27 protein-coding genes are annotated in these 23,937 nt (G+C 33.2%); 16 read left to right on the forward strand and 11 right to left on the reverse strand.

Annotated features, from left to right (window positions below; genetic code table 11):
- Window positions 1–426 precede the first annotated feature (426 nt).
- From P8625_RS02895 to P8625_RS02955, 13 genes are all read left to right on the forward strand, one after another.
- Window positions 427–723, forward strand: coding sequence for a hypothetical protein (locus tag P8625_RS02895; RefSeq protein ID WP_279652001.1), 297 nt, complete (start codon window positions 427–429; stop codon window positions 721–723).
- A gap of 233 nt (window positions 724–956) precedes the next feature.
- Complete coding sequence (locus tag P8625_RS02900) at window positions 957–2,015, forward strand: rolling circle replication-associated protein (RefSeq protein WP_279652002.1); 1,059 nt, start codon at window positions 957–959, stop codon at window positions 2,013–2,015.
- A gap of 100 nt (window positions 2,016–2,115) precedes the next feature.
- On the forward strand, window positions 2,116–2,883 hold the full coding sequence (locus P8625_RS02905; protein ID WP_279652003.1) for a hypothetical protein: 768 nt from the start codon (window positions 2,116–2,118) through the stop codon (window positions 2,881–2,883).
- Entirely contained in the window at window positions 2,876–3,715 is an 840-nt protein-coding gene (locus P8625_RS02910; protein ID WP_279652004.1) for a hypothetical protein, read from the forward strand. Before P8625_RS02905 ends, P8625_RS02910 begins: the two co-directional genes overlap by 8 nt.
- Window positions 3,712–3,861, forward strand: a complete 150-nt coding sequence (locus P8625_RS02915) for a hypothetical protein (RefSeq protein WP_279652005.1) — start codon at window positions 3,712–3,714, stop codon at window positions 3,859–3,861. The genes P8625_RS02910 and P8625_RS02915 overlap by 4 nt, the downstream gene beginning before the upstream one ends.
- The gene (locus tag P8625_RS02920; RefSeq protein WP_279652006.1) at window positions 3,861–4,226 is read left to right on the forward strand and encodes a hypothetical protein; all 366 of its coding nucleotides are present in this window, start codon (window positions 3,861–3,863) and stop codon (window positions 4,224–4,226) included. The genes P8625_RS02915 and P8625_RS02920 overlap by 1 nt, the downstream gene beginning before the upstream one ends.
- A gap of 2 nt (window positions 4,227–4,228) precedes the next feature.
- Entirely contained in the window at window positions 4,229–4,441 is a 213-nt protein-coding gene (locus tag P8625_RS02925) for a hypothetical protein (RefSeq protein WP_279652007.1), read from the forward strand.
- A 1-nt stretch (window position 4,442) separates the two neighbouring features.
- Window positions 4,443–5,003, forward strand: a complete 561-nt coding sequence (locus P8625_RS02930; RefSeq protein ID WP_279652008.1) for a YcbK family protein — start codon at window positions 4,443–4,445, stop codon at window positions 5,001–5,003.
- 79 nt (window positions 5,004–5,082) lie between these two features.
- Window positions 5,083–5,514: a hypothetical protein gene (locus P8625_RS02935; protein ID WP_279652009.1), complete on the forward strand. Its 432-nt coding sequence runs from the start codon at window positions 5,083–5,085 to the stop codon at window positions 5,512–5,514.
- Between the two features lie 138 nt (window positions 5,515–5,652).
- Window positions 5,653–5,841 (forward strand): hypothetical protein, encoded by a 189-nt coding sequence (locus P8625_RS02940; RefSeq protein WP_279652010.1) that lies wholly within the window; start codon window positions 5,653–5,655, stop codon window positions 5,839–5,841.
- Window positions 5,842–6,010: 169 nt separating this feature from the next.
- Window positions 6,011–6,397, forward strand: a complete 387-nt coding sequence (locus P8625_RS02945; RefSeq protein ID WP_279652011.1) for a hypothetical protein — start codon at window positions 6,011–6,013, stop codon at window positions 6,395–6,397.
- A gap of 793 nt (window positions 6,398–7,190) precedes the next feature.
- Entirely contained in the window at window positions 7,191–8,390 is a 1,200-nt protein-coding gene (locus P8625_RS02950) for a multidrug effflux MFS transporter (protein WP_279652012.1), read from the forward strand.
- Entirely contained in the window at window positions 8,383–9,090 is a 708-nt protein-coding gene (locus P8625_RS02955) for a pseudouridine synthase (protein ID WP_322790506.1), read from the forward strand. Before P8625_RS02950 ends, P8625_RS02955 begins: the two co-directional genes overlap by 8 nt.
- Before the next feature lie 135 nt (window positions 9,091–9,225).
- Here P8625_RS02955 and P8625_RS02960 read toward each other — a convergent pair whose 3' ends face one another.
- From P8625_RS02960 to rpsA, 5 genes are all read right to left on the reverse strand, one after another.
- Window positions 9,226–9,705, reverse strand: coding sequence for an Lrp/AsnC family transcriptional regulator (locus tag P8625_RS02960; protein WP_279652013.1), 480 nt, complete (start codon window positions 9,703–9,705; stop codon window positions 9,226–9,228).
- An 81-nt stretch (window positions 9,706–9,786) separates the two neighbouring features.
- A complete protein-coding gene (locus P8625_RS02965) occupies window positions 9,787–10,842 on the reverse strand; it encodes a M14 family zinc carboxypeptidase (RefSeq protein ID WP_279652014.1) in 1,056 nt (351 codons plus the stop codon).
- A 1-nt stretch (window position 10,843) separates the two neighbouring features.
- Window positions 10,844–12,310 (reverse strand): aminotransferase class V-fold PLP-dependent enzyme, encoded by a 1,467-nt coding sequence (locus P8625_RS02970; RefSeq protein WP_279652015.1) that lies wholly within the window; start codon window positions 12,308–12,310, stop codon window positions 10,844–10,846.
- 464 nt (window positions 12,311–12,774) lie between these two features.
- Window positions 12,775–14,169, reverse strand: coding sequence for a phosphoglucosamine mutase (gene glmM / locus P8625_RS02975; protein WP_279652016.1), 1,395 nt, complete (start codon window positions 14,167–14,169; stop codon window positions 12,775–12,777).
- Between the two features lie 151 nt (window positions 14,170–14,320).
- Entirely contained in the window at window positions 14,321–16,090 is a 1,770-nt protein-coding gene (gene rpsA, locus P8625_RS02980) for a 30S ribosomal protein S1 (RefSeq protein WP_279652017.1), read from the reverse strand.
- Window positions 16,091–16,375: 285 nt separating this feature from the next.
- Here rpsA and P8625_RS02985 point away from each other — a divergent pair, with 285 nt between their 5' ends.
- On the forward strand, window positions 16,376–17,887 hold the full coding sequence (locus P8625_RS02985) for an NADP-dependent isocitrate dehydrogenase (protein ID WP_279652018.1): 1,512 nt from the start codon (window positions 16,376–16,378) through the stop codon (window positions 17,885–17,887).
- Between the two features lie 323 nt (window positions 17,888–18,210).
- Here the strand turns inward: P8625_RS02985 and P8625_RS02990 are convergent, their stop codons facing one another.
- The 6 genes from P8625_RS02990 to P8625_RS03015 form a co-directional block, all read right to left on the reverse strand.
- Window positions 18,211–18,663 carry a hypothetical protein gene (locus P8625_RS02990; RefSeq protein WP_279652019.1) on the reverse strand — a complete coding sequence of 151 codons (453 nt, stop codon included), beginning with the start codon at window positions 18,661–18,663 and terminating at the stop codon, window positions 18,211–18,213.
- A 122-nt stretch (window positions 18,664–18,785) separates the two neighbouring features.
- Window positions 18,786–19,400: an IMPACT family protein gene (locus P8625_RS02995; RefSeq protein WP_279652020.1), complete on the reverse strand. Its 615-nt coding sequence runs from the start codon at window positions 19,398–19,400 to the stop codon at window positions 18,786–18,788.
- Window positions 19,400–20,260: an EamA family transporter gene (locus tag P8625_RS03000; protein WP_279652021.1), complete on the reverse strand. Its 861-nt coding sequence runs from the start codon at window positions 20,258–20,260 to the stop codon at window positions 19,400–19,402. The genes P8625_RS02995 and P8625_RS03000 overlap by 1 nt, the downstream gene beginning before the upstream one ends.
- A gap of 1 nt (window position 20,261) precedes the next feature.
- Window positions 20,262–20,870 carry an HAD-IA family hydrolase gene (locus P8625_RS03005; protein WP_279652022.1) on the reverse strand — a complete coding sequence of 203 codons (609 nt, stop codon included), beginning with the start codon at window positions 20,868–20,870 and terminating at the stop codon, window positions 20,262–20,264.
- On the reverse strand, window positions 20,863–21,945 hold the full coding sequence (gene ribD / locus P8625_RS03010; RefSeq protein ID WP_279652023.1) for a bifunctional diaminohydroxyphosphoribosylaminopyrimidine deaminase/5-amino-6-(5-phosphoribosylamino)uracil reductase RibD: 1,083 nt from the start codon (window positions 21,943–21,945) through the stop codon (window positions 20,863–20,865). Before ribD ends, P8625_RS03005 begins: the two co-directional genes overlap by 8 nt.
- A gap of 4 nt (window positions 21,946–21,949) precedes the next feature.
- Complete coding sequence (locus tag P8625_RS03015) at window positions 21,950–22,414, reverse strand: LEA type 2 family protein (protein ID WP_279652024.1); 465 nt, start codon at window positions 22,412–22,414, stop codon at window positions 21,950–21,952.
- Between the two features lie 51 nt (window positions 22,415–22,465).
- On the opposite strand from P8625_RS03015, the gene P8625_RS03020 reads away from it, so the two are divergent.
- Window positions 22,466–22,957: a GNAT family N-acetyltransferase gene (locus tag P8625_RS03020; protein WP_279652904.1), complete on the forward strand. Its 492-nt coding sequence runs from the start codon at window positions 22,466–22,468 to the stop codon at window positions 22,955–22,957.
- Window positions 22,958–22,982: 25 nt separating this feature from the next.
- Window positions 22,983–23,873, forward strand: coding sequence for a peptide chain release factor N(5)-glutamine methyltransferase (gene prmC / locus P8625_RS03025; protein ID WP_279652025.1), 891 nt, complete (start codon window positions 22,983–22,985; stop codon window positions 23,871–23,873).
- The last annotated feature ends 64 nt before the right edge of the window (window positions 23,874–23,937 follow it).

Raw genomic sequence — 23,937 nt, forward strand, 5'->3', positions numbered from 1 at the left:
ATGTCATATTTCAACCCTCAACCCGAAGTCGTACCTGTACATACATTACAGCAGGGCGACACATTTGTAAAATCTCGCAATGGTATGCCATGTGCTACCATCATGAACATGGTATGTATATACGATGATGTGTGCGAAGCCGAAACCCTCGACGGTACTATCAGGACATTTAACAAACGCACTTTGGTGTATAAATTATAGTATTATGTCTCGTTCTACTTGTGTTAAATGCGGTAAAAAACGCTATAGAAAATATATGCACCAAAGCGGCAGCTTTGATAAACACTCTGGTTTACCTCATTGGATTTGTTTACATTCTTGTTCTTATAGTTATTATAAAAATACCTTAAGTCGTTCTTCTAGATATGACAATTTTACTGCAGTAAAAATGTCAGTTCCAGGCTTAAACAAAAAACATTCTTAATTATGCCTGCAAAAGACAGAATAACATGGGAAAACAGGCGTATATATATCCTAGATAGGGTAAACGACGTCTTACAAGAAATAGGTCATCCGATTACCTTTACTCTTGAAGAACTAGAAAAAGGAATGTTGAAACATCATCCCGATTTCGTTGAAGTTAAAAAACGTATCTGTGAACGTTATTTATTTTGCGATTACAGAAGCTTTGACAACATGTTAAATCCATGGCAATGTAAGGAGCAGCAAACGTCTTTATTTCAGCCTAAAACGAACCAATTACAATTATTTAACAACAATTAACCGTTATCACTAGTCTAGATGTCCGTGATAACGGGCGTCTTCTATTGGCTTGGCTAAACATAACGGGAAAATCGAAAATCCGAAGCAATCCCCTGTGGTTGCTGAGAATTTTTGATTTCACATCGCCCCCTTAAATGAACGCACCTGCGACCTTTATCGTTAAAAATAACGGACTTACACAATTCTACGATGTGAGTTACTTGTCGTTTTCAAGAAACGGAGACACTTCTTCATTGAAACAAAATGCAAAAACACCTTATTCCGAGGCTATAAAACACCTAACAAAAAAAAATAGCTTAGATGTAATTGAAACAATAGAGTTTAAACACCAATTGCACCAAATGACAATGGCTAAAAGAGGCAAGCAAATCAAAGATTTAGGTACCTTGTCGCAATCACAGGTTAAGAAATGTCGTAAAGCTGTTGAGTGCATGATATCGACCATTATTTTTTCTAGAGATAAAAATATACATTACAAAACACAGCAATACCCTGCTTTTGTTACCCTTACACTTCCGTCAAAACAAGTGCATAGCGACAAAGTTTTAAGAAAAGCCCATACACGTTACATCGAAAATCTTCAAAAAACATACGGTGTCAAGCATTACGTTTGGAAAGCGGAAGCCCAAAAAAATGGAAATATACATTTTCATCTACTTGTAGATAGGTGGATTGATTGGACAGTTCATAGGAAGCTTTGGAATAAACAACTTGACAAGCTGGGATATATAGACACTTTTCAAAAACAGTACGGACACCGCAACCCTAATACCATTGATGTACATAGCTTAAAACGTGATAAGAAAGGCAGAAAACTAAAAAATATAGGCAATTATATCATTAAATACATGACGAAAAGAGAGTTCGGTAAACGTCCTATTTTGGGTAAAATATGGGGTTGCTCTAATGCTACTAAAAAACTTGACTATCCTAGATATGCAGAGGGAGAAACCCATTTTTATAAAATAATTGACCTTATAAATAAATACGACTTTAAGCAAGTTGTTTGTGATGATTTTTTCGCTCACTGGGTGGGTAAATCATTTGAAATAATCAGCAAACGTACACGTAATTTATGGAAAGACGTAAAAGAATGTTTTCAGCTTCAAAATGGCAATATAGAACCCCGAACATTGATGCAAAAAGAGTATCATAGGCTCACGAGGCAATATACTTTCAAACAAAACGAAAAAGAGCTTGTTATATCTTCACAGGAAAAAAACCAAAAAACCCCCATAGAAAAACAGTTATCTCTTTACTTTCCAAAATATGAGAATGGATTGTTTTCTTAACTGTTAAAATATAATAACCTCAAAGAAATAGTTTCCGTTAAAAAAAACACTATAGCGGTTTATTTGTACTTCATTAATATTAATCTATAAACCAAAACAAATGAGAAAAGAACTTTTAAATGGCTTAACGCAAAAAACTCACAAAATAGAGGACACTGACCAAACACAATTCTTAGTCCTCCAAAATGTTTCGACTGCTGCCAAAATTAAAACAGAAATAAAGCGTGAAAAAGGTAGAGACGAAAGGTTATTCAATACAATGAACGTCGCATTTTTAAACGAGGCTCAAATAAAAGTTCAATCACTCTTGACATCACATGCTCCTAAACAATTTCAGTTAGCTACTGTAGCTAACGACGATGCTGGTACTACTGTGGTTGTTAAAGAAGCCGTCATTGATTTAGCTTATGGTGGAGAATTATTACAAAATCAAAACGACGTCATTGAAAACTACTTAACAACTTTAGGTAAAGTTACTGATAGTTCTCTATTTATATTTGAAGCTGGTAAAGTAACACCACATCCTTATGTTGTTAAGGAACAAACTTATAAATCAACAGAAATTGATAAGAAAGTAGATTTGACTCAAACTGATTTCTTGATTTTCGATGCTACTGCATTACCTTCTGAAATAGATATAAGAGTTAACGGTGAAAAGATAAATAGAACAGCTGAATCTTTATTAATAGACCAAAAAGACAGATTTGGTGTCATAGCATTTGACGAAAATGATAAACCAATATTTGGCACATATAAATCTGTTGTTTTGGATGTTAGAATGGCTCAAGAAGTACGATTAGAGGACAATGCAGACCCTCGTATCGACATCAAATATTATTCAATAAAAACACCCTTAAAAAATGCTTAATTATTCCTTAAACTATGAGCCTATTCAGCTTGAAAGAAGTATACTTCCCACATCTTCAAATGGTTCTTTATTGTCTTCTATAGACTTGTCTGGCGGTATAACTCCAACTACATTGGAGGATAATTTTTACAGCACATTAGATTCTGTTTTAGGTTCTATACCCGGAGGTTCTCTAGTCTCAGGAGCTATGGACTTCATAGGTATGGGTCCTCGTGAATGGTCTGAAGTACAAGAATATGAGCAAAATGAATGGAATTTAGATTTACAGTACGCACAAGAAAAGTACTTGAATAATACTTCCATTTCTTTAGAAAACAGGCTATCGATGTTCGATATGTATCTGAATGCTTATATACAGTACAATGTAGAGCGTCAGGATGATTTTAAAAGCTCCAATTCAATTAAAGGTCGCCAGTATAGGATAACTTTAGTTAAAGAGACTTTGTCTAACTTTAGAAGTAATTTATCTTTAAATTACAATGCTTCACCTCTTACGGAAAACGTTACGAAGTACGATATACGTAATAGGAATAAAACCAGTTTATTAAAATGGATTTCTGTGCCTATTACATACAATGTATACACTCCCAAAACATCAATGCAGCCTGTTCAATCTGTAGATATTTCGGGTTCTCCAGTTCAAAATGTAGGTACACCTATTACATCAAATGATGTAAGTATTCCAACTGATAGCCCTTATTATGGGAATAGTAGCCAAAACAATGAAACACCATTTAATTGGCTTTTTGTAATCATTCCTGCAGTTGGTGCGGGTTTGTTTTACTTAGGTAAAGTATTATATAAAAAATTCAAAAAAAATAAACAAAAATGAAACAATGGTTTGAAAATACATGGGCTAAAACAAAAGAGTTCATGACTAAAGAATACTATGGCATACCTGTATGGGGTTATGCAACAGGTGTTGTTGCTGTGGCAGTAGTAGCAATGTTATTAATTCCAAAAAAAAGGTATAAATAATGGCACGAAGAACGAATAAAAACAGCAATTATACCCCAAAGAGTGGTGCTAAGCTACACCAGTCTTTCGGTAGTAAAGAAGGTTTGTTTATGACTTGTTGGAAGGTGTCCGATGGCGTCATGTGGAGTGGTAAAGTATTCCGAAGCGAAAAGCAAAGCAAAGTAGCGCCCACAGTCTCTAGAAATGGCAAGGAGTGGTGTAGTGTTACTCTAGTGTTATCAGCGCCTATGCGTGATACGGTAGTACATTCGGGTTTAATGAATACATCTAACCACAAAGTGTATTTTAAAGACTGGAATATGATCATTAACCCTAAAGCCTCTAACGGTGGTTATTTTGGTAAACACATCTCTAAAAATTATTAATCATGAAAAAAATCTTATCAAAATTTTTAAACGTAGGTAGTTATTTAAAAGGATTTGGCTCAAACGTAGATAAAGCAATAGAGTACGGTGATAGCGGTTATAAAAGTATACTTCTTTATAAATCATTTTTCAAACACTTAAAAGCTTTCCGTGCTGACTGGATTGAGATTTATGGCGAAGAAAAAGCCCAAAATAAAGAACAAAAAACAAAATAATATGTCAAATTTTTTAAGCCCATATAGAGATAACTACCCCAGTAATGTCGAGAAATATAACACCCATCTAGCACCTCCGTTAGATGGATATAACGACAATCAAAGACTGTCAAGAAATTTGACTTTAGGCGAAATAAGAAAGGCGTCTTCTGTTGTAGATGGTGAGGTAAATTTGTTTACTTACATACCTCTTGACAAAAGATTAATTAACGCATTTCAAGCTTTGAGAAATGCGTTAAACGCTCCAATAGTTGTTAATAGTGCATTTAGAAGTGAAAGACACGAAAAGAAGCAGGGGAGGGATGGCACTAGTCAACATACCTACGGTGCTGCTCTTGACTTACGAGGGAGTGGACTTGTTGAACTTGTCAAAGAGGCTTTGTCTACTAAAAACAAGTTGTATCAAACTTTGCGTGCTATTGGTGTTAATGGCTTCGGTGTTTATGAGAATGATAATTTTATCCACATAGATGTAAGACAGCCAAAGTCTGATGGTGGCTACGCTTATTGGGAGGGAGACGAGGACGATGAGTTAAAAAAAAAGGAAGCTCTACACCTTTAATTCTGAAACAGATATTAACTATAATAGCTTCTGCGATGACTGTCGTAGGTTTTTACAGGCTTATTAAAAACCGTAAAAAATGAAAAATATAATTCAAAAATACGCCCTCTTAATAGGGGGCTTATTATTACTATTTATCCTCTTTTTTCAGTATCTAAAATCTTTTTTTAATTCAAAGAAATTTGGCTTCGATGACTATTCTAACTCCTTAGACGAGAATGGTGCGACTATAGATGATTCAAAGGCTTACCGTTTAGCCGACATTCTTCATGTGTCTATGGCTTCTATTGGTACTGATTTCGAAAGCATAAAAATAGCCTTATCTGGTCTTTCTCCTTCTGATTATGCTAAGGTTTATAATAGATTCGGTACTCGTGGTTACATAGACATAGTTGGGGTTGGTACTAACTTACCTACCGCTACTAAGTTGAATTTAACCCAATGGTTTCAAAGTGAGTTAACTAATTATGAAATTTTGGAGCTTAAAAGACTTTATCCTCTTATCTTTTAGATTTTCTACCTATGAAGTAAAACAGTAAACCTACAGCAATTGTATATATGCAAGCTATTACAATTAATTCAGGTACTCCGATAAATAAGTATTTCATAAGACGAATTTTTAATTAACCTTTCAAAAATACTAAAATAAATGAATAATCTAGCTATAAATGCATTAAACGGTGTTTCGGGGCTTTCTATAAGCATTGCAGAAAACACCCCAATACCAGTTATTATTTATGCGGTTGTTCTCCTTATCACGGAGATATACAAGTACAAAAAATCAAAAATAAAACAATGCAGTGATGACTGCAAAAAAGATAAAAATAATGTTAATTAGTTTTTTTGTAATAGTGTTGATAGTTTTCGCTAGTTTCTTTTCTCTTACTTTTTTATTGATTTTTATACTATTGAGAATAAACAAACTTAAGCATTTAAGGGAGTATAGAAGCACTTTATTAAGTGGAGATTGTCAGCTTTACGAAACAACACAAAAAAAATAAAAAATTATGAGTGAAACGATACAAATAGAAAAACAATACATTAAGTTAAATGGTTTAACATTTATTGCTGAACCTGTTTTTGTACAATTATCTCTTGAAGCCACTGGCGGTGTTCCTGAGTTAAAAAAGGTATATTTATCAGAAAATGAATTTTTTTACGGTGATTTATCTTGTGATACTTATGGCTTTTCCGATACATCATTTAAAGTTGGGGTTAACGGTGAATTATATTCCTTATCTTTCCCAGAGCTTGACTTTAAACGAAAAATGTTTTTTGATAACTTGTCAACTTTTCGTCCTGTTCAGTTTTTTTTTAACGGTCTCAAGCTTCGATTGTTAGGAGAATTTGAACCAACACTTCCATTTTATGATACAATAGAGGTTTATTTATAAAACAAAAAAACAGCACTCAAAAGGTGCTGTTTCTTTTTGCAATCAATTTTTTTAAAACACTTTTTTTTTACTTTTTTTTACTTTTTTTTACTTTTTTTTATGCTTTAGCGCACGTAGTAATTTTTGAATTTTATTGCCTTAAAAGGTTGTTTTTTTTAATTCTTGTGTAGCGCAGCGGAACTTTTTAAAAAAAGAACCAACCTTTGCAATTTTGATTCAATAGTACGCTAATTTTCCAATACAAATAATTTTCGTTATTTTTGTGATATTATTAACCACGTTCATTTACATAAATTATGTTTAATCATAGAAATAGTTATTGAAGATAAAAACATTTGTTATAGCGTTTTATGTCTCTTCAAATATGTTCCGTTGGCGTTATTTTAACGCTTTTTTTTGAGTATCTATTTGTACTATAATTAATATTATGTTAAATAAGATATTTTTAAACAAAAAATAGTATTCTTTCTTATACGTCACTAAAACCTATAATTTAGGTACAAAAGCTAAAAACTTTTAAATAAGTTATAAAATTTATAAGAAAAAAGTAGGGTAAATTCAATTCTGACTGTTTAAGTATATGTAAGTCTATAAAAAATATAAAGACGCTGTTTTAGGATAAAAAACCCTTCAATTTTTTCAGATTTTAAACTAATCCACAAACATATTCTAAGCAGCGTTTTTTTTAAAATTTACAAAATCATCACACTAATTGTTATTTGGGCTGTTTTTACAGCCCTTTTTTATGGGCATACAAACTCTTTAACTCAAATAAAGACACTATTTTTGCCCAATGCAAAAAAATAATCAATCAAAATTAGAGTTTATAGCTTTAATGGCATCTCTAATGTCATTGGTCGCTTTGTCTATTGATGCATTGCTGCCTGCACTACAAGAAATCGGATTGAGTATTCATAGTTCAGAAAATTCTAATGACAATCAGCTCTTAATAACCATGATTTTTTTAGGCTTGGGTTTGGGTCAGTTAATTTCTGGACCAATTTCTGACAGCTTAGGAAGAAAACCAGTCATTTATGGAGGTTTTTTACTTTTCGTAATAGCAAGCTTTGTTTGTGTAAATGCCACAAGTATTGAAATAATGATTTTTGGAAGAGTTTTACAAGGTATTGGCTTATCGGCACCAAGAACGATTAGTATTGCCATGGTTCGCGATAGTTTTAGCGGAAATTACATGGCTAAAATTATGTCGTTTATCGTTGTTGTTTTTATTTTGGTTCCTGTAGTAGCTCCTGCTATTGGCAAGCTACTATTAGATTTTTACGGTTGGAAATCAATATTTTACAGTCAATTACTATTCGGATTTATCGTTATGTTTTGGCTGTGGAAACGTCAACCCGAAACACTAAAAAAAGAAAATAGAATTCCACTATCCTTTGGTCTGTTCTTTAGTGGTTTGCAAGAATTTATACAATACAAACAAGCCGTTATTTTTACCTTGATATCAGGATTCATCACAGGGTCGTTTATGGTGTATTTAAGTGCCTCTCAACAAATTTTTCAAGAGCAATACTCTTTAGTAGATGAGTTTCCGTATATTTTTGCAGGATTGGCTATTTCAGTAGGATTCGCAACTTTTTTAAATGGCTCATTTGTAATGAAATTTGGCATGTACAAACTAGTTTCTTTCTTTTTAGTTGTATTTTCTGTAATTCCTATTATGTACATACTACTTTTTCAAAAAGGAAATCCAAGTATCGTTATCTTATTACTATTTTTTGCCTTACAATTTTTTGCTATCGGATTTTTATTTGGAAATCTTCGTGCCTTGGCAATGCAGCCTTTGGGGCATATTGCAGGAATTGGGGCTGCGATTAACGGATTTGTTTCTACAATAATGGCAGTACCTATTGCTACCTTTATTGGTAGAAATGTCGAAACGACCACGCTCCCACTCTTTATCGGCTTTTTTGTGTGCGGGGTGGCTTCTTTACTTTTGTTAAATTTTACTAAGCTAAAAACAGTTAATGAATAATACAATGAAGTTAGCTATTCTTTACGAAGATGAATACATATTGTGTGTCGTAAAACCAAATAATGTGGTGGTACACCATGCGCATCATTCTAGAAATGTTGCAGAGGAAGACTCTTTACTACAAATGATTACGCAACAATTGGGTGAGAAAATGTACCCCATACACCGATTGGATAGAAAAACTTCAGGAATCATGCTACTGGCTAAAGAAACAAGGTTTGTAGCACAATTTCAAGAGTTATTTACCAACAATGAAATTCAAAAAACGTATCACGGTATTGTTAGAGGGCATGCGCCAGAATCTAAAATTATTGATTCACCTGTTAAAGGAAGAGATGCAAATGTGCATAAAGATGCAGAAACACACTTGTTTACGATGAAAACTGCCACGATTAACATCCCTGTAAAGCCGTATGACTCCTCAAGGTATAGTTTGGTAAAACTAGAACCTAAAACAGGAAGATTGCACCAGTTACGCATTCACATGAATAAAATTAGTCATCCACTCATAGGAGATCCAAAGTATGGAGATAAAAATCATAATACGATGTTTGTAGAGAATTTTGGTTGTGAAAACTTATTCTTACACGCATACTCACTAGAGTTTATCCATCCTTTTTCAAAGAAAAAACTTTTTATTAAAGCTGATTATCCTAAAGATTGGTATGTAGTTTTAGAAAAGGTTTTTCAAATGTATTGAATACCCTTAGAATATGCGTAAAATTCAAACAAACAATTTGATGCTATTTACTTAAAAATAGCATACAATAATTAACAATATAAAAGGGTAACATTTTGAATGCTACCCTTTTTTTACCTTTATTGGGTAGTAAATTTAAATATCTTTAAAAATGGCATGCATTAAACGTTTTTTATCATTAATGCTTTCTTCAAGTGCAATCATGGTTTCTGTTCTATTAACACCGTGAATTTCATCTATTCTATAAATAATATCTTTGGCATCGTTGGTGTTTTTAGCTCGTACTTTACAAAAAATATTGTATTTACCAGCAGTTACATAAGCAACCGTTACATTTGGAATTAATCTCAGGTTATCTAATACATGCTGTGTCATAGATGTTTTTTCTAAAAAAACACCCACATGAGCAATGAATGAATATCCCATTTTTTCATAGTTCAAGGTTAAAGTAGATCCCTGAATAATTCCTTCATCCTCCATTTTTTTTACACGAACATGAATTGTACCTGCTGATACTAATAATTTTTTTGCAATGTCTGTAAAAGGGGTACGCGCATTTTCTATTAAAATGTCTAAAATTTGATGATCAATTTCATCTAATATGAACTTCTTCATTTTTTGTTATCTTCAAGTAATTATGCTAAAATATAGTTTTTTTCTAAAAAAAATAAGTTTTAGTTAATAAAAAAAGAAAGATCAATTGTTTTTTTTGAATTCTTTATGTGCTAGATATAAAGATAAATCACCTTCTTTTTCCTTTGTTAAAACAAGTGCAAACTTACCATTTTCTATAGTTTCTACATACTGATAGGCCATATCTTTTTCATTATTTTTTGAGCGGTAAATAACGTCATAGAAGTTCTTGATATTGTTCGGAATGGCTAAATATTTTTTAAATTCTGTAAAGTTTTCTGTTGATGAAATGTGATACATACCTTGTAATAAGGCATAGAAATTATATTTACGCACTTCTTCCCTATCATAATCATTTGCAAAATGACCTGCTTCTATGAGAATAGTGTTGTGTCCTAACTTTTGAAAATTATCTCCAGTTGCTGTTGGGTAAAATTCATCGGTATAACGACCAACATGATTGGGAATGATTTCTTGTAGCAAATCATTCATTGCTACAATTACATTCATCGTTTCTTTTCTTCCTTCTGTAATTGCACGTGTTTCTTCTTCAGAAGGAGCTAAAAAAGAAATGGTTGCTGGGTTTTGAGTTCCTTCAACACCAAAAATGGTTCTTTGATCGTGTAAGTTGAAGCAAAATTCAGGATTTACTTCTTCTAAAACACTGCGTAAAAGTTTACTTTCTTTAGCCTTTAATTCTACTGCATCTCTATTTAAGTCTACACTGTTCGCATTTACACGTGTATATGCTTGTGCCCCATCTGGGTTTAACATAGGAACAATGGTAATGCTACAGTTTGTTAAAATAGATTGTGTTATTTCGTGAGTAGAATATTGCTGAATAAAGTTTAAAAAGTCGAAAATTGCCTTGGTACCAGTGCTCTCGTTACCGTGCATTTGACTCCAAACAAGAATTTTCTTTTTTCCTTTGCCTAATTTTAATTGGTAAATAGCTCTTCCTTGTTCAGATTCTCCAATAATTTTTGTTTGAATACCTGAGTTTTGTAAACTTAAATACAAAGGCTCTATATCTTCGAGTGTTATCCATCTACCAGATATAGAGTTTTCTTTTATTTTTGAATAATTATCTTCTAAAAAAGAGCTATTTATGTGTGTCATATTATAATAAAAACCAATCGGCTACTAACTGTTTTTCAATAGGTTCTACCGTTTTATGTATATAATCGTTTTTAGACATGTCGTACTGATAATCTTTAGACCATTCTTCAATATTGCTTGCTAATGTTTGTAATGATTCACAGATAAATTGTACTTCTTCATTTGTTATTGTTGGATGTACCGATAAACGTATCCAGCCTGGTTTTTCTGTGTTACAGCCTTCTAAAATCTGTCCTTTTATTTCATTCGATCTTATTTGATCTACGTTTAGTAAGAAATGTCCATAGGTTCCAGCACAAGAACATCCGCCTCTTGTTTGAATTCCGAATCGATCGTTTAATAATTTCACTACAAGGTTGAAATGATATTTTTCAAAGTAGAAAGAAAAAATACTCAAACGGTCTTTATGATTCGGAGCTAATATTTTAACTCCCTCTAAATTTTCTAAACAATTAAAAATGATTGGGTTGATTTCGTCTTCGCGTTCTTTTATCTTATCGGTCCCCATTTGGTCTTTTACCTGAATACACAAGGCTATTTTAATCGTTTGTAAGAAAGCAGGTGTACCACCATCTTCACGCGTTTCTACATCATCAAAATAGTCGTGTTGCCCCCAGGGATTTGTGTAGCTAACGGTACCACCTCCGGGGTTATCAGGCACCATGTTTTTATACAATTTTTTATTAAAAATCAATACTCCAGAGCTCCCTGGGCCTCCTAAAAACTTATGTGGAGAAAAGAAAATAGCATCTAAATACTCGTCTTTTTTTTCTGGGTGCATATCAATATCAACATAGGGTGCAGAACAGGCAAAATCAACAAAGCACAAACCTCCATACCTATGAATTAAGGAAGCTACTTTATGATAATCTGTTTTGATTCCTGTTACATTAGATCCTGCTACTATAGAAGCTATTTTAATAGGTCTGTCTAAGTATTTCTGTATCGTTTCCTCAAACTTTTTTAAACATACCAAGCCTTCGTCATTACACGGAACAACTTCTACATCTGCAATGGTTTCAATCCACGATGTTTGATTTGAGTGATGTTCCATATGACTTACAAAAACAATAGGTCTTTTTTCATCTGGTACCTGTGTGTTCTCCTTTAAATTTTCACTTACTTTTAAACCTAAAATACGCTGAAATTTATTTACCACCCCTGTCATACCAGAGCCTTGAGTAATTAGCACATCGTTAGAAGATGCGTTTACATGTCGTTTAATGATATTTCTTGCCTCACGATACGCCAATGTCATCGCCGCTCCTGATGTTGAAGTTTCTGTATGTGTATTGGCTACGAAAGGTCCAAACTTATGCAAAAGTTGTTCTTCTATGGGGCGATATAGTCTTCCGCTTGCTGTCCAGTCTGTATAAATCATTTTCTTTTCACCATAGGGTGTTTGAAAAGTTTGATCGATACCTACAATATTTTTTCTAAAAGTATCAAAATACTGCTCTAAATCCATGTTTAAAATCTATAGTTGTTTGTTATGTTTTGTAAAATTAGTAGTATACTACTAGTTAGCCTAAAATACATATAATATTAACGTATTTATAACACTTTGTAAAAGTCTAAATTTACCTCCTACTAAAACAGTATTTTAAAAAAATTGAAACTCTGTAAAACTGAATCTATAAAATTATTCGTTGTTCTACTAGTAGGTATATAAATATATCTTGATTTTACATCAGCTTGTATAGAAAAATTAAAAAAGCAATATGTAAACCAGCACCAATTGAAGGTTCGCATCCTAAAAAGTGAAAATCGTTATGTTACTTTACACCTAATAAGATGGTATTGGTTCTTCTATAAATACCCATCTTTACTCCTTCTGTTAGGCTGATTTGTAAATTTTCTAGGTTAAACCAAAGCAGTGACTCACATGGTCAAAACGTTTTAGCTCAACATTCTATTTTTAATTTTAAAGAACTATTGTATTATTTGTTGTATTTCGGCAATAAATCTTTCGGCTAAAGCATCTGCATTTTCTTGACTCGTACTTTCGGTATAGATTCTAATAATAGGCTCTGTATTCGATTTACGTAGGTGTACCCATTCTTCAGCAAAATCAATTTTTACACCATCAATAGTATTCACCTCTTCATTTTTATAGGTATTAGCCATGGTTTCTAAGATCTTGTCGACATCAATTTGTGGTGTTAACTGGATTTTATTCTTACTCATAAAGTAGCTAGGATACGAATCTCTTAACTCTTTACAAGACATTTTTTTATGTGCCAAATGTGATAAGAATAAGGCAACTCCAACTAGCGAATCACGTCCGTAGTGAGATGCAGGGTAAATAATTCCTCCGTTACCCTCTCCTCCTATCACGGTATCGGTATCTTTCATCATTTGTACTACATTCACTTCTCCAACAGCACTAGCGGTATAAGTTCCTCCATGTTTTTCAGTAACATCACGTAATGCTCTTGAAGAAGATAGGTTAGAAACTGTATTTCCCCCTCCTAACTGTCCTAATACATAATCGGCACAAGCTACTAAGGTATATTCTTCACCAAACATCGATCCGTCTTCAGAAATTAAGGCCAAACGGTCTACATCAGGATCTACCACAATACCCAAATCGGCTTTTTTCTTAACTACTAATTCAGAAATATCGGTTAAATGCTCTTTTAAAGGTTCAGGATTGTGCGGAAAGTGGCCGTTGGGTTCACAATACAGCTCTATACACTTAACGCCTAACTCTTTTAGTAGCGCAGGTATGGCAATTCCTCCTGTAGAATTTACACCGTCTACCACTACTTTAAATTTTGCTTTTTTAATCGCTTTTTTATCAACCAAATCAAGTTTTAAAACTTCTTTGATATGTTTTTTAATGTAGTTTTTCTTTTTTCTATAAGAACCCAAATCATCTACTTCAGCAAACTCAATAGTGGCATCGTTTTCAGCAATTTTCAAAATTTCAGCTCCGTCTTCACCATTTAAAAATTCTCCTTTTTCGTTTAAGAGTTTCAATGCATTCCACTGTTTTGGATTATGAGAAGCGGTTAAAATAATACCTCCGTCTGCTTTTTCAAGTGGCACAGCTACTTCAACAGTAGGTGTTGTAGATAAGCCTAAATCGACTACATTAATTCCTAAACCAACTAAGGTGTTTACTACTAAGTTACTTATCATTTTACCCGAAATACGAGCATCTCTACCAATTATAATGGTTATTTTATCTTTTTGGGAGTTTTTATTTTTTATAAATGTACCGTAAGCTGCTGCGAATTTTACAGCATCTATTGGGGTTAAATTATCCCCTGTGTTTCCGCCTATGGTACCTCGAATACCTGATATCGATTTAATAAGTGTCATATTCTTTTATTTGATAGCAAATATAAAGTTATTTAAGAAAGTATCCTTTAAAAATTGAATGCTTTAAAGTTACTAGTAGCTGTATTAAAGGAAAAAAAACCGTTAAGCTTTATAGACTTAACGGTTTTTGATTTTTAAGAAGTGATTAGGATTATTTTCCTTCCATTTTCTTCTTTAACTCAGCTAATCCACCGATATCTCCTAAAGTAGTTTTTTCTACTTCTTGAGCTTTAGCAGCAGCAGCTTTGATGTTCTTTTGTTCTTCTTCTCTAAAGATAGAAGTATGAGAAACTACGATTCTGCGGTATTCTTTACTAAACTCAGTTACTTGAAACTTAACTTCGTCTCCTTTAGCTAATTTACCTCCGTCTTCTTTTTCTAAGAAACGAGTTGGAGCGAACGCTTCAACACCATCAGCAAATACTACAGTAGCACCTTTATCATTCTTCTCTTTGATAGTACCTTCGTGAATAGATCCGATTGAATAAGTGTCTTCATGAGCATCCCAAGGGTTGTCTTGAGTTTGCTTGTGACCTAAGTTCAATTTACGGTTCTCTACATCTAATTCTAATACTTGAACTTCTAATTGGTCACCTACAGTTACGAAATCTGATGGGTGCTTAATTTTCTTAGTCCAAGATAAATCAGAGATATATACCAATCCGTCAATACCTTCTTCTAACTCTACGAATACACCAAAGTTAGTGTAGTTACGTACCGTACCAGTGTGTTTAGAACCTACTGGGTATTTAGAAGTAATATCTGTCCATGGATCTGGGTGTAATTGCTTCATACCTAATGACATTTTACGCTCTTCGCGGTCTAATGTTAAGATTTGAGCTTCTACTTCATCACCAACTTTTACGAAATCTTGTGCAGAACGTAAGTGTGTTGACCATGACATTTCAGATACGTGGATTAATCCTTCTACTCCTTCTTCAACCTCTACAAAGGCACCATAATCAGCTAAAACAACTACTTTACCTTTTACTTTATCACCAACTTTTAAATCAGAATTTAAAGCTTCCCATGGGTGAGCAGATAATTGTTTTAATCCTAATTGAATTCTAGACTTGTTATCATCAAAGTCTAAGATTACTACGTTTAATTTTTGATCTAATTCAACAACTTCGTTCGGGTGGTTGATACGAGACCAAGATAAATCAGTAATGTGAATTAATCCGTCAACACCTCCTAAGTCAACAAATACACCGTACGAAGTAATGTTTTTAACTACACCTTCTAGTACTTGTCCTTTTTCTAATTGACCGATAATTTCACGTTTTTGATCTTCTAAATCAGCTTCGATTAATGCTTTATGAGATACGACTACGTTCTTAAATTCGTGGTTAATTTTCACCACTTTGAATTCCATAGTTTTTTCTACATATTGATCGTAGTCACGGATAGGCTTCACATCGATTTGAGAACCTGGTAAGAATGCTTCAATACCAAATACGTCAACGATCATACCTCCACGAGTTCTACACTTCACAAAACCGTTAACGATTTCACCAGTTTCGTGTGCGTTGTTTACACGATCCCAAGCTTTGATTACACGTGCTTTTTTGTGAGATAATACCAATTGACCTGAAGCGTCTTCTCTTTTGTCAACCAATACTTCTACTTTGTCTCCAACAGCTAAATTTGGGTTGTAACGGAATTCGTTTAACGAAATTACACCTTCCGACTTAGAGTTGATGTCGATAATTGCATCACGATCGGTAATACGTACTACTTCACCTTCGATAACATCGCGCTCGTTTACGAACCCTACCGTACCTTCTAAGGCTTTTTCAAATTCTTGTAATTTAGACTCATCAACTTCATCAATACCTTCTTCGTATTTATGCCAGTTAAAAGTTGCTAAAAATTGTGCTGGATTTACAGCTTCTGCTGTGTTTTTTGTTTCTTCAGACATGTCTGAAATAAATATTTGTATCTTTTTGTTAATCAGATTTTTAACGACACTAACGCCAAGAGAAATTAAACTTGATAATTATTATTTTACACCTTTTTTAAATCTGTACTCGTAAAAAGGCGTGCAAATTTACGAATATTTCTTAAAATAACCTAAAATGTTTTGATTTTAAGTGGGTTATATTTTATACATAAAATATGTTAATGATTATCTTAAAATAAATAAATAAAAATATATGATTAATATTTCTCAATTTTGTAACTGAAAATGATAAAATAAAGAAATATGAGCATTCAACTAAAAGAAAAACAAGAAATTACAGAAAGCACAATGACTCCTGTAAAAATTGCCATCGCCAACGGTGATGGTATTGGTCCAGAAATAATGAAAGCAACATTGCGAATAATGGAAGCTGCTGGAGCTAGAATTGAACCCGAATTTATAGAACTTGGAAAAAAAGTATACTCATCTGGTAACACCTCTGGTATAACCAATGATGCTTGGGATGTTATTAAAAAAAATAAGATCATTTTAAAAGCTCCTATTACTACTCCTCAAGGAAAGGGTTATAAAAGTTTGAATGTAACTTTACGCAAATCATTAGGTTTGTTTGCTAATGTTAGACCTGTACAAGCATTGTCTCCTTATGTACAAACACATTTTCCTAATTTAGATGTTGTTATTATTAGAGAAAATGAAGAAGACTTATACGCAGGAATAGAACACAGACAAACTCAAGATGTTTATCAATGTTTAAAATTAATTACAAGACCAGGCTGTGAACGCATTATTAGATATGCTTTTGAGTATGCCAAAGCTTTTGGTAGAAAAAAAGTCACATGCATGGTTAAAGACAATATTATGAAAATCACTGATGGTTTGTTTCATCAAGTGTTTGATGAAATAGCCAATGAGTATCCTGAAATAGAGAATAATACACAAATTATTGACATAGGATCTGCTCATTTAGCTGCCAAACCAGAAAAATATGATGTAATCGTAACAACAAATCTTTACGGTGATATTATTTCAGATATTGCAGCGGAAATTGGTGGCTCGGTTGGCATGTGCGGTTCAGCAAATATTGGAAGTAAAGTTGCTATGTTTGAAGCCATTCATGGCTCTGCACCAGATATTGCAGGAAAAGGTATCGCTAATCCTTCAGGTTTAATTAATGCTTCTATCTCAATGCTATCTTACATAGGGCAAACTAACGTAGCCGACACAATTAAAAATGCATGGTTAACCACCTTAGAACAAGGGTATCATACTGCCGATATTTTTAATGAAACTTATAGTTTAGCAAAAGTTAGTACTGAACAATTTACTGATAAAATCATACAGAATTTGGGAAATAAACCTGTAAAACTACCGATAAGTAATCTTTCAAGCGGAACAGGAAATATTAACATTCCAAACTATGTACGTAAACAACAAGAAAAAAAACTAGTGGGTGTTGATGTTTTTTTAGATTGGCAAGGAAATGATGCAAACAAACTAGGAGAGCTATTATCTGATGTAGATCTTTACAAGATGAAACTTAAAATGATTACAAATAGAGGTGTAAAAGTGTATCCAAAGGGTCTTGATGAAACTTTTTGCACCGATCACTGGAGGTGTAGATTTGTAGGTAAACAATCGCAAATTAATGGCGCATTGTCATACCAAAACATTGTTTATGAACAAGTAATTTCTTTATTATTCAAATTAAATGAAATAGGTTTTGATGTTATTAAAACAGAAAACTTATATGAGTTCGATGGAAATAGAGGATTTTCTTTGGGGCAAGGAGAATAAAGCCTAGTAAATTTTTAGTTACCCGTTGTGCATTTTAACAATACTGATTTTAACATTCTTAATCTTCCTGCCAAAAAATAAAGTTGTTAATTTACGTTCCCTGTTTTCTCTTAATTAGTGAAGCACAACGGGTAAATTTAATGTTTTTATTGACGTTACTTCACGTCATTACCGTTTATCCTGATATTCGTGTAGAACTTATCGGTGTTGTGTAAGATTTGTTGCAGAAAATGTTCGAGCAACATTTATATTGTAACCTAAATACAGCAATAGAAATAACGTAAGATTAGAAATTGGCTTATACGTATATTAGAAAATTCTTTTTATTCCACCAGTATTTTGTAAATTCCTGTTTGACTGTCTAATTCAAATTCTGAATCTGTTAGAGTGATTTCATTATAATCTGTATGACTACAACAATCTTCTATTCTTTCGGCATCAATATAAAAATTAAAAATAGGATTTTCGGAGATGTATATTCTCAAATTTACTATTTCAGTTTTCCAACCAATTGAACCGATTTGAATTAAGTTAATATTGTTTTCAGAAATAAAAGAAAATTCTACGGAATCATTATCGTTCAAAGTATCCGTTATTTTGATGTCGTTAGCATCAAAAGTTCCGTTTGTAAATAAATTCTCCCCACTTTCTTTATCTACAATTTCAAAATAAAATGCTTCCGGTGGTGTAAAACAAGATTGGTTACATTCATCATCTTGTTTACAGCCTTGAAATAGTATGATAAATAGCACTAGTAATAAACTATTTTTTTTCATCTAGAATTTGTTTTTTTATGTAGATGGGGCTCTTTTGAAAAGGTTGCCTCTAAATGATTATTGATATTAAAACTTACTTCTATAACAAAGTTATTAGTTTTAAGTTTAAGAATAAACTACACTCAATTTATCTTTTTTATTTCCACCTTAAACAACGTATCAAAAACCTCAAAAACACTTGCCGCTTCTTTTTTTCGAACTGAAATAGTGTACTCGCAGTCTAATTCCAATTGTTGCTTAATAATATCTATGTTTCGTTCTTTGATAATTCGCTGCACTTTATTCATCATATCGTATTGAAATTTTAGTTTATAATGAATATCAATCGTTTTCTCCACAATTTCAGAAGCTTCTAAGGCAAGTTGTGCAGAAGTACGATAGGCATTAATCAACCCTCCTACTCCGAGTTTAGTTCCTCCGAAATAACGCACCGAAACAATTAAAATATTGGTGACTTCGAAAGATTGTATTTGTCCGTAAATGGGTTGACCAGCAGAGTTACTGGGTTCTCCATCGTCATTGGCACGAAAACGAATTTCTTCGGTGCCTAATTGCCACGCATAGCAATGGTGACGAGCGGTATGATGCTGTTTGCGAAGTTCTTCTAAGCGTTCTTTAATCTCTTCTTCTGAAAAAACGGGAAAAGCGTATCCGAAAAATTTACTATTTCGATCTTTAAACAGTGTTTCTCCAGAGGGTTTTGTGATGGTTTTATACGTATCTTTAATTTCACTCATTATGCAATAGTAACCAAAATAATTCCGAAAATTGCCAAGGCAATACCTATTTTGTTTTTTATGCTAAATTCTTCTTTAAATAAAAACAATCCGACGATGGTAGAAACCACCACCACACCAACATTGTTGATTGTAAAGAGTGTAGAGCTTTCTACCCCTTTTGTTTGCAAGGCTTTAATTAAGAATACTATGGAGTAATAGTTAGGGATTCCTAAAGCAATACCGCCTAACACGCTTTTAAACGATAGCTTTTTTCTTGATACTAATTGTGTTCCTACCAAGATGAGTATGCCAAAGATTGCTGCAAATCCGAATAAACTTCCAGAGAAAAATGCAACATCGGTTACCTGTACAAAATTAGTTTCTACATATTTTAGTGTGGTATCTATAATTCCAGAACCTAAAAAAAGTAAAATAGGAAATAACAATCCGCCATTCGCCTTTTCTTTTTCTTCTTTTACTGACGATAAATAAACTGCTATGAGTGCTATACCAATTCCAAAAGCTTTTAGTGGAGTGATACTTTCATGATACAATACGATTCCGAAAATGATGGGAATTACTACCGACATTTTTCCTGCCACAGAAGCTACCGACACGCCATTTTCTTGAGCGGTACGAGCCATGACAAAGAAAATTACGATAAAAAGGAAACCTAAAAACATAGCGCCATATACCCATGGTTGTAAGGGAATAGTAGCGAGTTTACCAAAAGTGTTGGCAGAAAACATACCTAAAACAAAAGCAACGATATAGTTAACTACAATGGCTTGTAAGGTATTTACTTTGTAAACTTCAAAATATTTAAAAATTACAAATAACGATGTCGAAAATAAGATACTGAGAAGTAAGTACGTCATACTATTTAAAAGCTTGTTTTGTTAACAAATCAACCACGTCTTCTGTTTTTGGGCAATTGTTCCATACATGAATTCCTAACTGCTGTGCCGCATCAGTATTTTCTTTAGTGTCGTCTATAAAAAAGGTTTCAGAGGCTTGTAGCTTGTTTTCCTTCAAAACAAATTCAAAGATATCGGTATTTGGTTTTCTAAGATTGATTTCGTGTGATAAATAAAACTGCTCAAAGCAGTTTTTAAACTCAGTATACAACTCTTCTCCCCAGTTATCTTGAATCCAAGAAATGTGTAAATCGTTGGTATTACTCAACAAAAACAATCGGTATTGTTTACTGGCTGCCAATTCTTTTATAAAATGCAGCCTATGCTCAGGAAAGTCTAACAAAATCGCATTCCAAGAGCGGATTAAGTCTTCTTTTGAAATACTGAATTTATCGTGAAAATAAGACACAAAATCATCCGTAGTTATCAATCCCATTTCGTATTGATAATAGTGTTGCATCATGTCTTCAGAAATTTCTGTAACTCCTAATCTAGCCAGTTCTCTATACGTTGCTTCTTTGTCTAAATTGATGAATACATCACCAAAATCGAAAATGATGTTTTTAATCATTTCTATATATTCTTAAAATATCGTTCTTTATTTTTTTTTCGGAAGATAGTTTTGCCTTTAAAACAGGGCGCTTCACTCCTTCTCCAAAAGATACATCACCCATAAATACTCTGGCTTCATCCCATAAATTTGCATCGATAAACGTTTGTAGCGTTTGTGCGCCTCCTTCAATAATTACCGATTGTATTTGATGTGTATGCAACACCTCACAAATTTGTGCTGCTACACGAGAAGAAAAATCGATGTGTTCGTAAACGAGTACATGGGAGTTCTCACTATCGTTCGAAGTAACAGCTACAGTTTCTCCCTTATTTCCTCTTTTCTCATTTGTATTAGCAAGAACAATCGTTTGAACCTTTCCATCAAAAACAGTTACTTCTGAAGGGATTCGCAGGCTTTTATCAATAACAACCCTTGTAGGATTGTTTCCTTTCCAACTACGAACAGTTAATGACGGATTATCAGCAATGACCGTATTTGTGCCTACTAAAATAGCCTGTTCTTCACTACGCCATTTGTGTACTAATTGCTGAGAATAGCTGTTGGAAATCCATACGGGTTGTTGCTCCTCTTTTTGCAATGGAGCGATGAACCCATCTTTCGTTTCTGCCCATTTTAAAATGATATAAGGACGCTTTTTATTTTGAAAGGTAAAAAAACGTTTGTGTTGTTGTTTACAGGCTTCTTCACATACACCCACCATAACGTTTCTTCCTGCTTTTTGTAGTCGTTCTATTCCTTTTCCTGCCACCAAGCTATTCGTATCTACACAACCAATTACGATAGTGGGAATTTGTTTTTCGAGTATTAAATCGGCACAAGGGGGTGTTTTTCCATAGTGAGAGCACGGTTCTAAGGTAACATAGATTGTTGCTTCTTTTAGTAACTCCTGGTTTTGTACCGCATGTATAGCATTCACTTCTGCATGCGAACCTCCATAAGGTGAGGTAAACCCCTCTCCTATTATGGTATTATTATGCACAATTACTGCTCCTACAGAAGGATTCGGACGTGTAGTTCCTATTCCGTTTTTTGCCAGTTGTAAGCAACGTTGTATATACTTTTTGTGGTTCAATGCCTTAAAATTTAATTTTTACATCTTCTACCTTATCAATTGTATATACATGTGAAAAACCCAATACCTTGTATGTTAAATCTCCTTTAAAATGAACTTTAAAACGCTGATTCATCAAGGAGTTCAAGATTCCTCCTAAAATTCCGTTTTTATTATTTTCAAATATTGTTCTTGAAGGAATAACCACTTTTAAAGGAATGTGAAATTCTTTACGAGCCGGAACTTTAAACTCTTCTGAAGAAACTTGTGCAACGGCTACTTCATCTATAAACACCTTTATTTCGTCCGTAGCTATTTTACCTCCGATATCATTTGGGTTTTCAAAATAAGCGTTAGCCCCTAACGTAATAGTATCGGCTGAGACTGATAATAACTTAACATCATCAACCTTTAAAAAGATTGGTTTTTGTTTTACCGAGCAACTCATTGCTAGTAATAAAAAAGGTAAAAAATAAATTATTTTCTTCATGAAAACTCGTCTTTTTTGGGTATTTTGCTCGTGCAAAAGTACTATATTCTTATGACTCCTTCTGATTTTATTATTCGAGAAATAAAACCACAAGATAATGCCGATATGGCTAAGGTAATTCGCAGTGTAATTACGGAGCTTGGTGCTCCTAAGGTGGGTACTGCTTATGAAGACAAGGCTACCGATGAAATGTACGAAACGTATCAAAAAGAAAAGGCAAGATACTTTGTCGTTGAATATCAAGATACTGTTGTTGGTGGTGCTGGTTATGCTCAGTTAGAGAATTGCAAAGAAAATATTTGTGAATTGCAAAAAATGTACTTTTTGCCAGTAGCCAGAGGCAAAGGCTTAGGAAGTAAATTAATTAATTTTTGTTTGAACAAAGCCAAGGAACACGGTTTTAAGCACTGTTATTTAGAAACGCTCCCCTACATGAAAGCTGCAACGGCATTGTATAGAAAAAATGGCTTTATTGATTTAGAGAAGCCGATGGGAAATACAGGACATTATTCTTGTAATGTATGGATGTTAAAGGGTTTATAAAATATACGTAAAAGTTAGTTGCAACATGCTATTAAAGCAATACAAATCTTATTTCTCTGAACAGTTAGCCACCGTCTATCCAAAAACCGAAATTGATACTTTTTTCTTTTTATTAATAGAAGAATATCTAGGACTACAACGAATCGATGTTGCATTACAGCCTACTATGGAGCTTTCTACGGATAAAAAAACGTTATTAGACAAGGCTTTAGAGCAATTAAAAAAAGAAGAACCCATTCAGTATATCTTAGGTAAAACCGAATTTTTCGGACTCCCTTTCAATGTAACTACTAATACATTAATTCCTCGTCCTGAAACCGAAGAATTGGTGGAATGGATATTAGATAGTATTACAAAAAACAAAGAAAATGAGGTTATTACCAACAATAGAGAGAAATCTGGAAAAAAAATAACTATTCTAGATATAGGTACAGGTACAGGTTGTATACCTATCAGCTTAAAAAAGAACTTACCAAATGCTAGTGTTCATGCGATAGATGTTTCAAAAGAAGCTTTAATAGTTGCTAAACAAAATGCAATACTAAACAACGTTGATGTTTCTTTTGTACAGCAAGATATTTTAACAACCGAAAAATTAAGCGGTAACTTTGATATTATTGTTTCTAATCCGCCGTATGTACGTGAATTAGAAAAAATAGCAATAAAAAAGAATGTATTAGAGAACGAACCCCATTTGGCATTGTTTGTTGAAAATGATGCTCCTTTAGTTTTTTATGAAAAGATTGCTGATTTGGCGAAGGTTCATATGAAAGAAAGAGGAATGCTATTCTTTGAAATCAATCAATATTTAGGAAAAGAAACTGTTAGAATGCTTCAGAACAAGGGTTTTAAACAAATTGAATTACGAAAAGACTTATTTGGAAATAACAGAATGATAAAAACCATTTTTAAATAACTACTCCCATTTTCAAAAAGTGAACCTCATATTTACCTTGAATTACCAAAAAAGTCCGCTTTAA

This window comes from Tenacibaculum tangerinum (assembly GCF_029853675.1).
Lineage (GTDB): Bacteria > Bacteroidota > Bacteroidia > Flavobacteriales > Flavobacteriaceae > Polaribacter > Polaribacter tangerinum_A.

Bases quoted from the DNA above. Each gene is read 5' to 3' on its own strand.
- P8625_RS02895 (WP_279652001.1), top strand. From the start codon at position 427: ATGCCTGCAAAAGACAGAATAACATGGGAAAACAGGCGTATATATATC.
- P8625_RS02905 (WP_279652003.1), top strand. From the start codon at position 2,116: ATGAGAAAAGAACTTTTAAATGGCTTAACGCAAAAAACTCACAAAATA.
- P8625_RS02910 (WP_279652004.1), top strand. From the start codon at position 2,876: ATGCTTAATTATTCCTTAAACTATGAGCCTATTCAGCTTGAAAGAAGT.
- P8625_RS02915 (WP_279652005.1), top strand. From the start codon at position 3,712: ATGAAACAATGGTTTGAAAATACATGGGCTAAAACAAAAGAGTTCATG.
- P8625_RS02920 (WP_279652006.1), top strand. From the start codon at position 3,861: ATGGCACGAAGAACGAATAAAAACAGCAATTATACCCCAAAGAGTGGT.
- P8625_RS02925 (WP_279652007.1), top strand. From the start codon at position 4,229: ATGAAAAAAATCTTATCAAAATTTTTAAACGTAGGTAGTTATTTAAAA.
- P8625_RS02930 (WP_279652008.1), top strand. From the start codon at position 4,443: ATGTCAAATTTTTTAAGCCCATATAGAGATAACTACCCCAGTAATGTC.
- P8625_RS02935 (WP_279652009.1), top strand. From the start codon at position 5,083: ATGAAAAATATAATTCAAAAATACGCCCTCTTAATAGGGGGCTTATTA.
- P8625_RS02940 (WP_279652010.1), top strand. From the start codon at position 5,653: ATGAATAATCTAGCTATAAATGCATTAAACGGTGTTTCGGGGCTTTCT.
- P8625_RS02945 (WP_279652011.1), top strand. From the start codon at position 6,011: ATGAGTGAAACGATACAAATAGAAAAACAATACATTAAGTTAAATGGT.
- P8625_RS02950 (WP_279652012.1), top strand. From the start codon at position 7,191: ATGCAAAAAAATAATCAATCAAAATTAGAGTTTATAGCTTTAATGGCA.
- P8625_RS02955 (WP_322790506.1), top strand. From the start codon at position 8,383: ATGAATAATACAATGAAGTTAGCTATTCTTTACGAAGATGAATACATA.
- P8625_RS02960 (WP_279652013.1), bottom strand. From the start codon at position 9,705: ATGAAGAAGTTCATATTAGATGAAATTGATCATCAAATTTTAGACATT.
- P8625_RS02965 (WP_279652014.1), bottom strand. From the start codon at position 10,842: ATGACACACATAAATAGCTCTTTTTTAGAAGATAATTATTCAAAAATA.
- P8625_RS02970 (WP_279652015.1), bottom strand. From the start codon at position 12,310: ATGGATTTAGAGCAGTATTTTGATACTTTTAGAAAAAATATTGTAGGT.
- glmM (WP_279652016.1), bottom strand. From the start codon at position 14,169: ATGACACTTATTAAATCGATATCAGGTATTCGAGGTACCATAGGCGGA.
- rpsA (WP_279652017.1), bottom strand. From the start codon at position 16,090: ATGTCTGAAGAAACAAAAAACACAGCAGAAGCTGTAAATCCAGCACAA.
- P8625_RS02985 (WP_279652018.1), top strand. From the start codon at position 16,376: ATGAGCATTCAACTAAAAGAAAAACAAGAAATTACAGAAAGCACAATG.
- P8625_RS02990 (WP_279652019.1), bottom strand. From the start codon at position 18,663: ATGAAAAAAAATAGTTTATTACTAGTGCTATTTATCATACTATTTCAA.
- P8625_RS02995 (WP_279652020.1), bottom strand. From the start codon at position 19,400: ATGAGTGAAATTAAAGATACGTATAAAACCATCACAAAACCCTCTGGA.
- P8625_RS03000 (WP_279652021.1), bottom strand. From the start codon at position 20,260: ATGACGTACTTACTTCTCAGTATCTTATTTTCGACATCGTTATTTGTA.
- P8625_RS03005 (WP_279652022.1), bottom strand. From the start codon at position 20,870: ATGATTAAAAACATCATTTTCGATTTTGGTGATGTATTCATCAATTTA.
- P8625_RS03015 (WP_279652024.1), bottom strand. From the start codon at position 22,414: ATGAAGAAAATAATTTATTTTTTACCTTTTTTATTACTAGCAATGAGT.
- P8625_RS03020 (WP_279652904.1), top strand. From the start codon at position 22,466: ATGACTCCTTCTGATTTTATTATTCGAGAAATAAAACCACAAGATAAT.
- prmC (WP_279652025.1), top strand. From the start codon at position 22,983: ATGCTATTAAAGCAATACAAATCTTATTTCTCTGAACAGTTAGCCACC.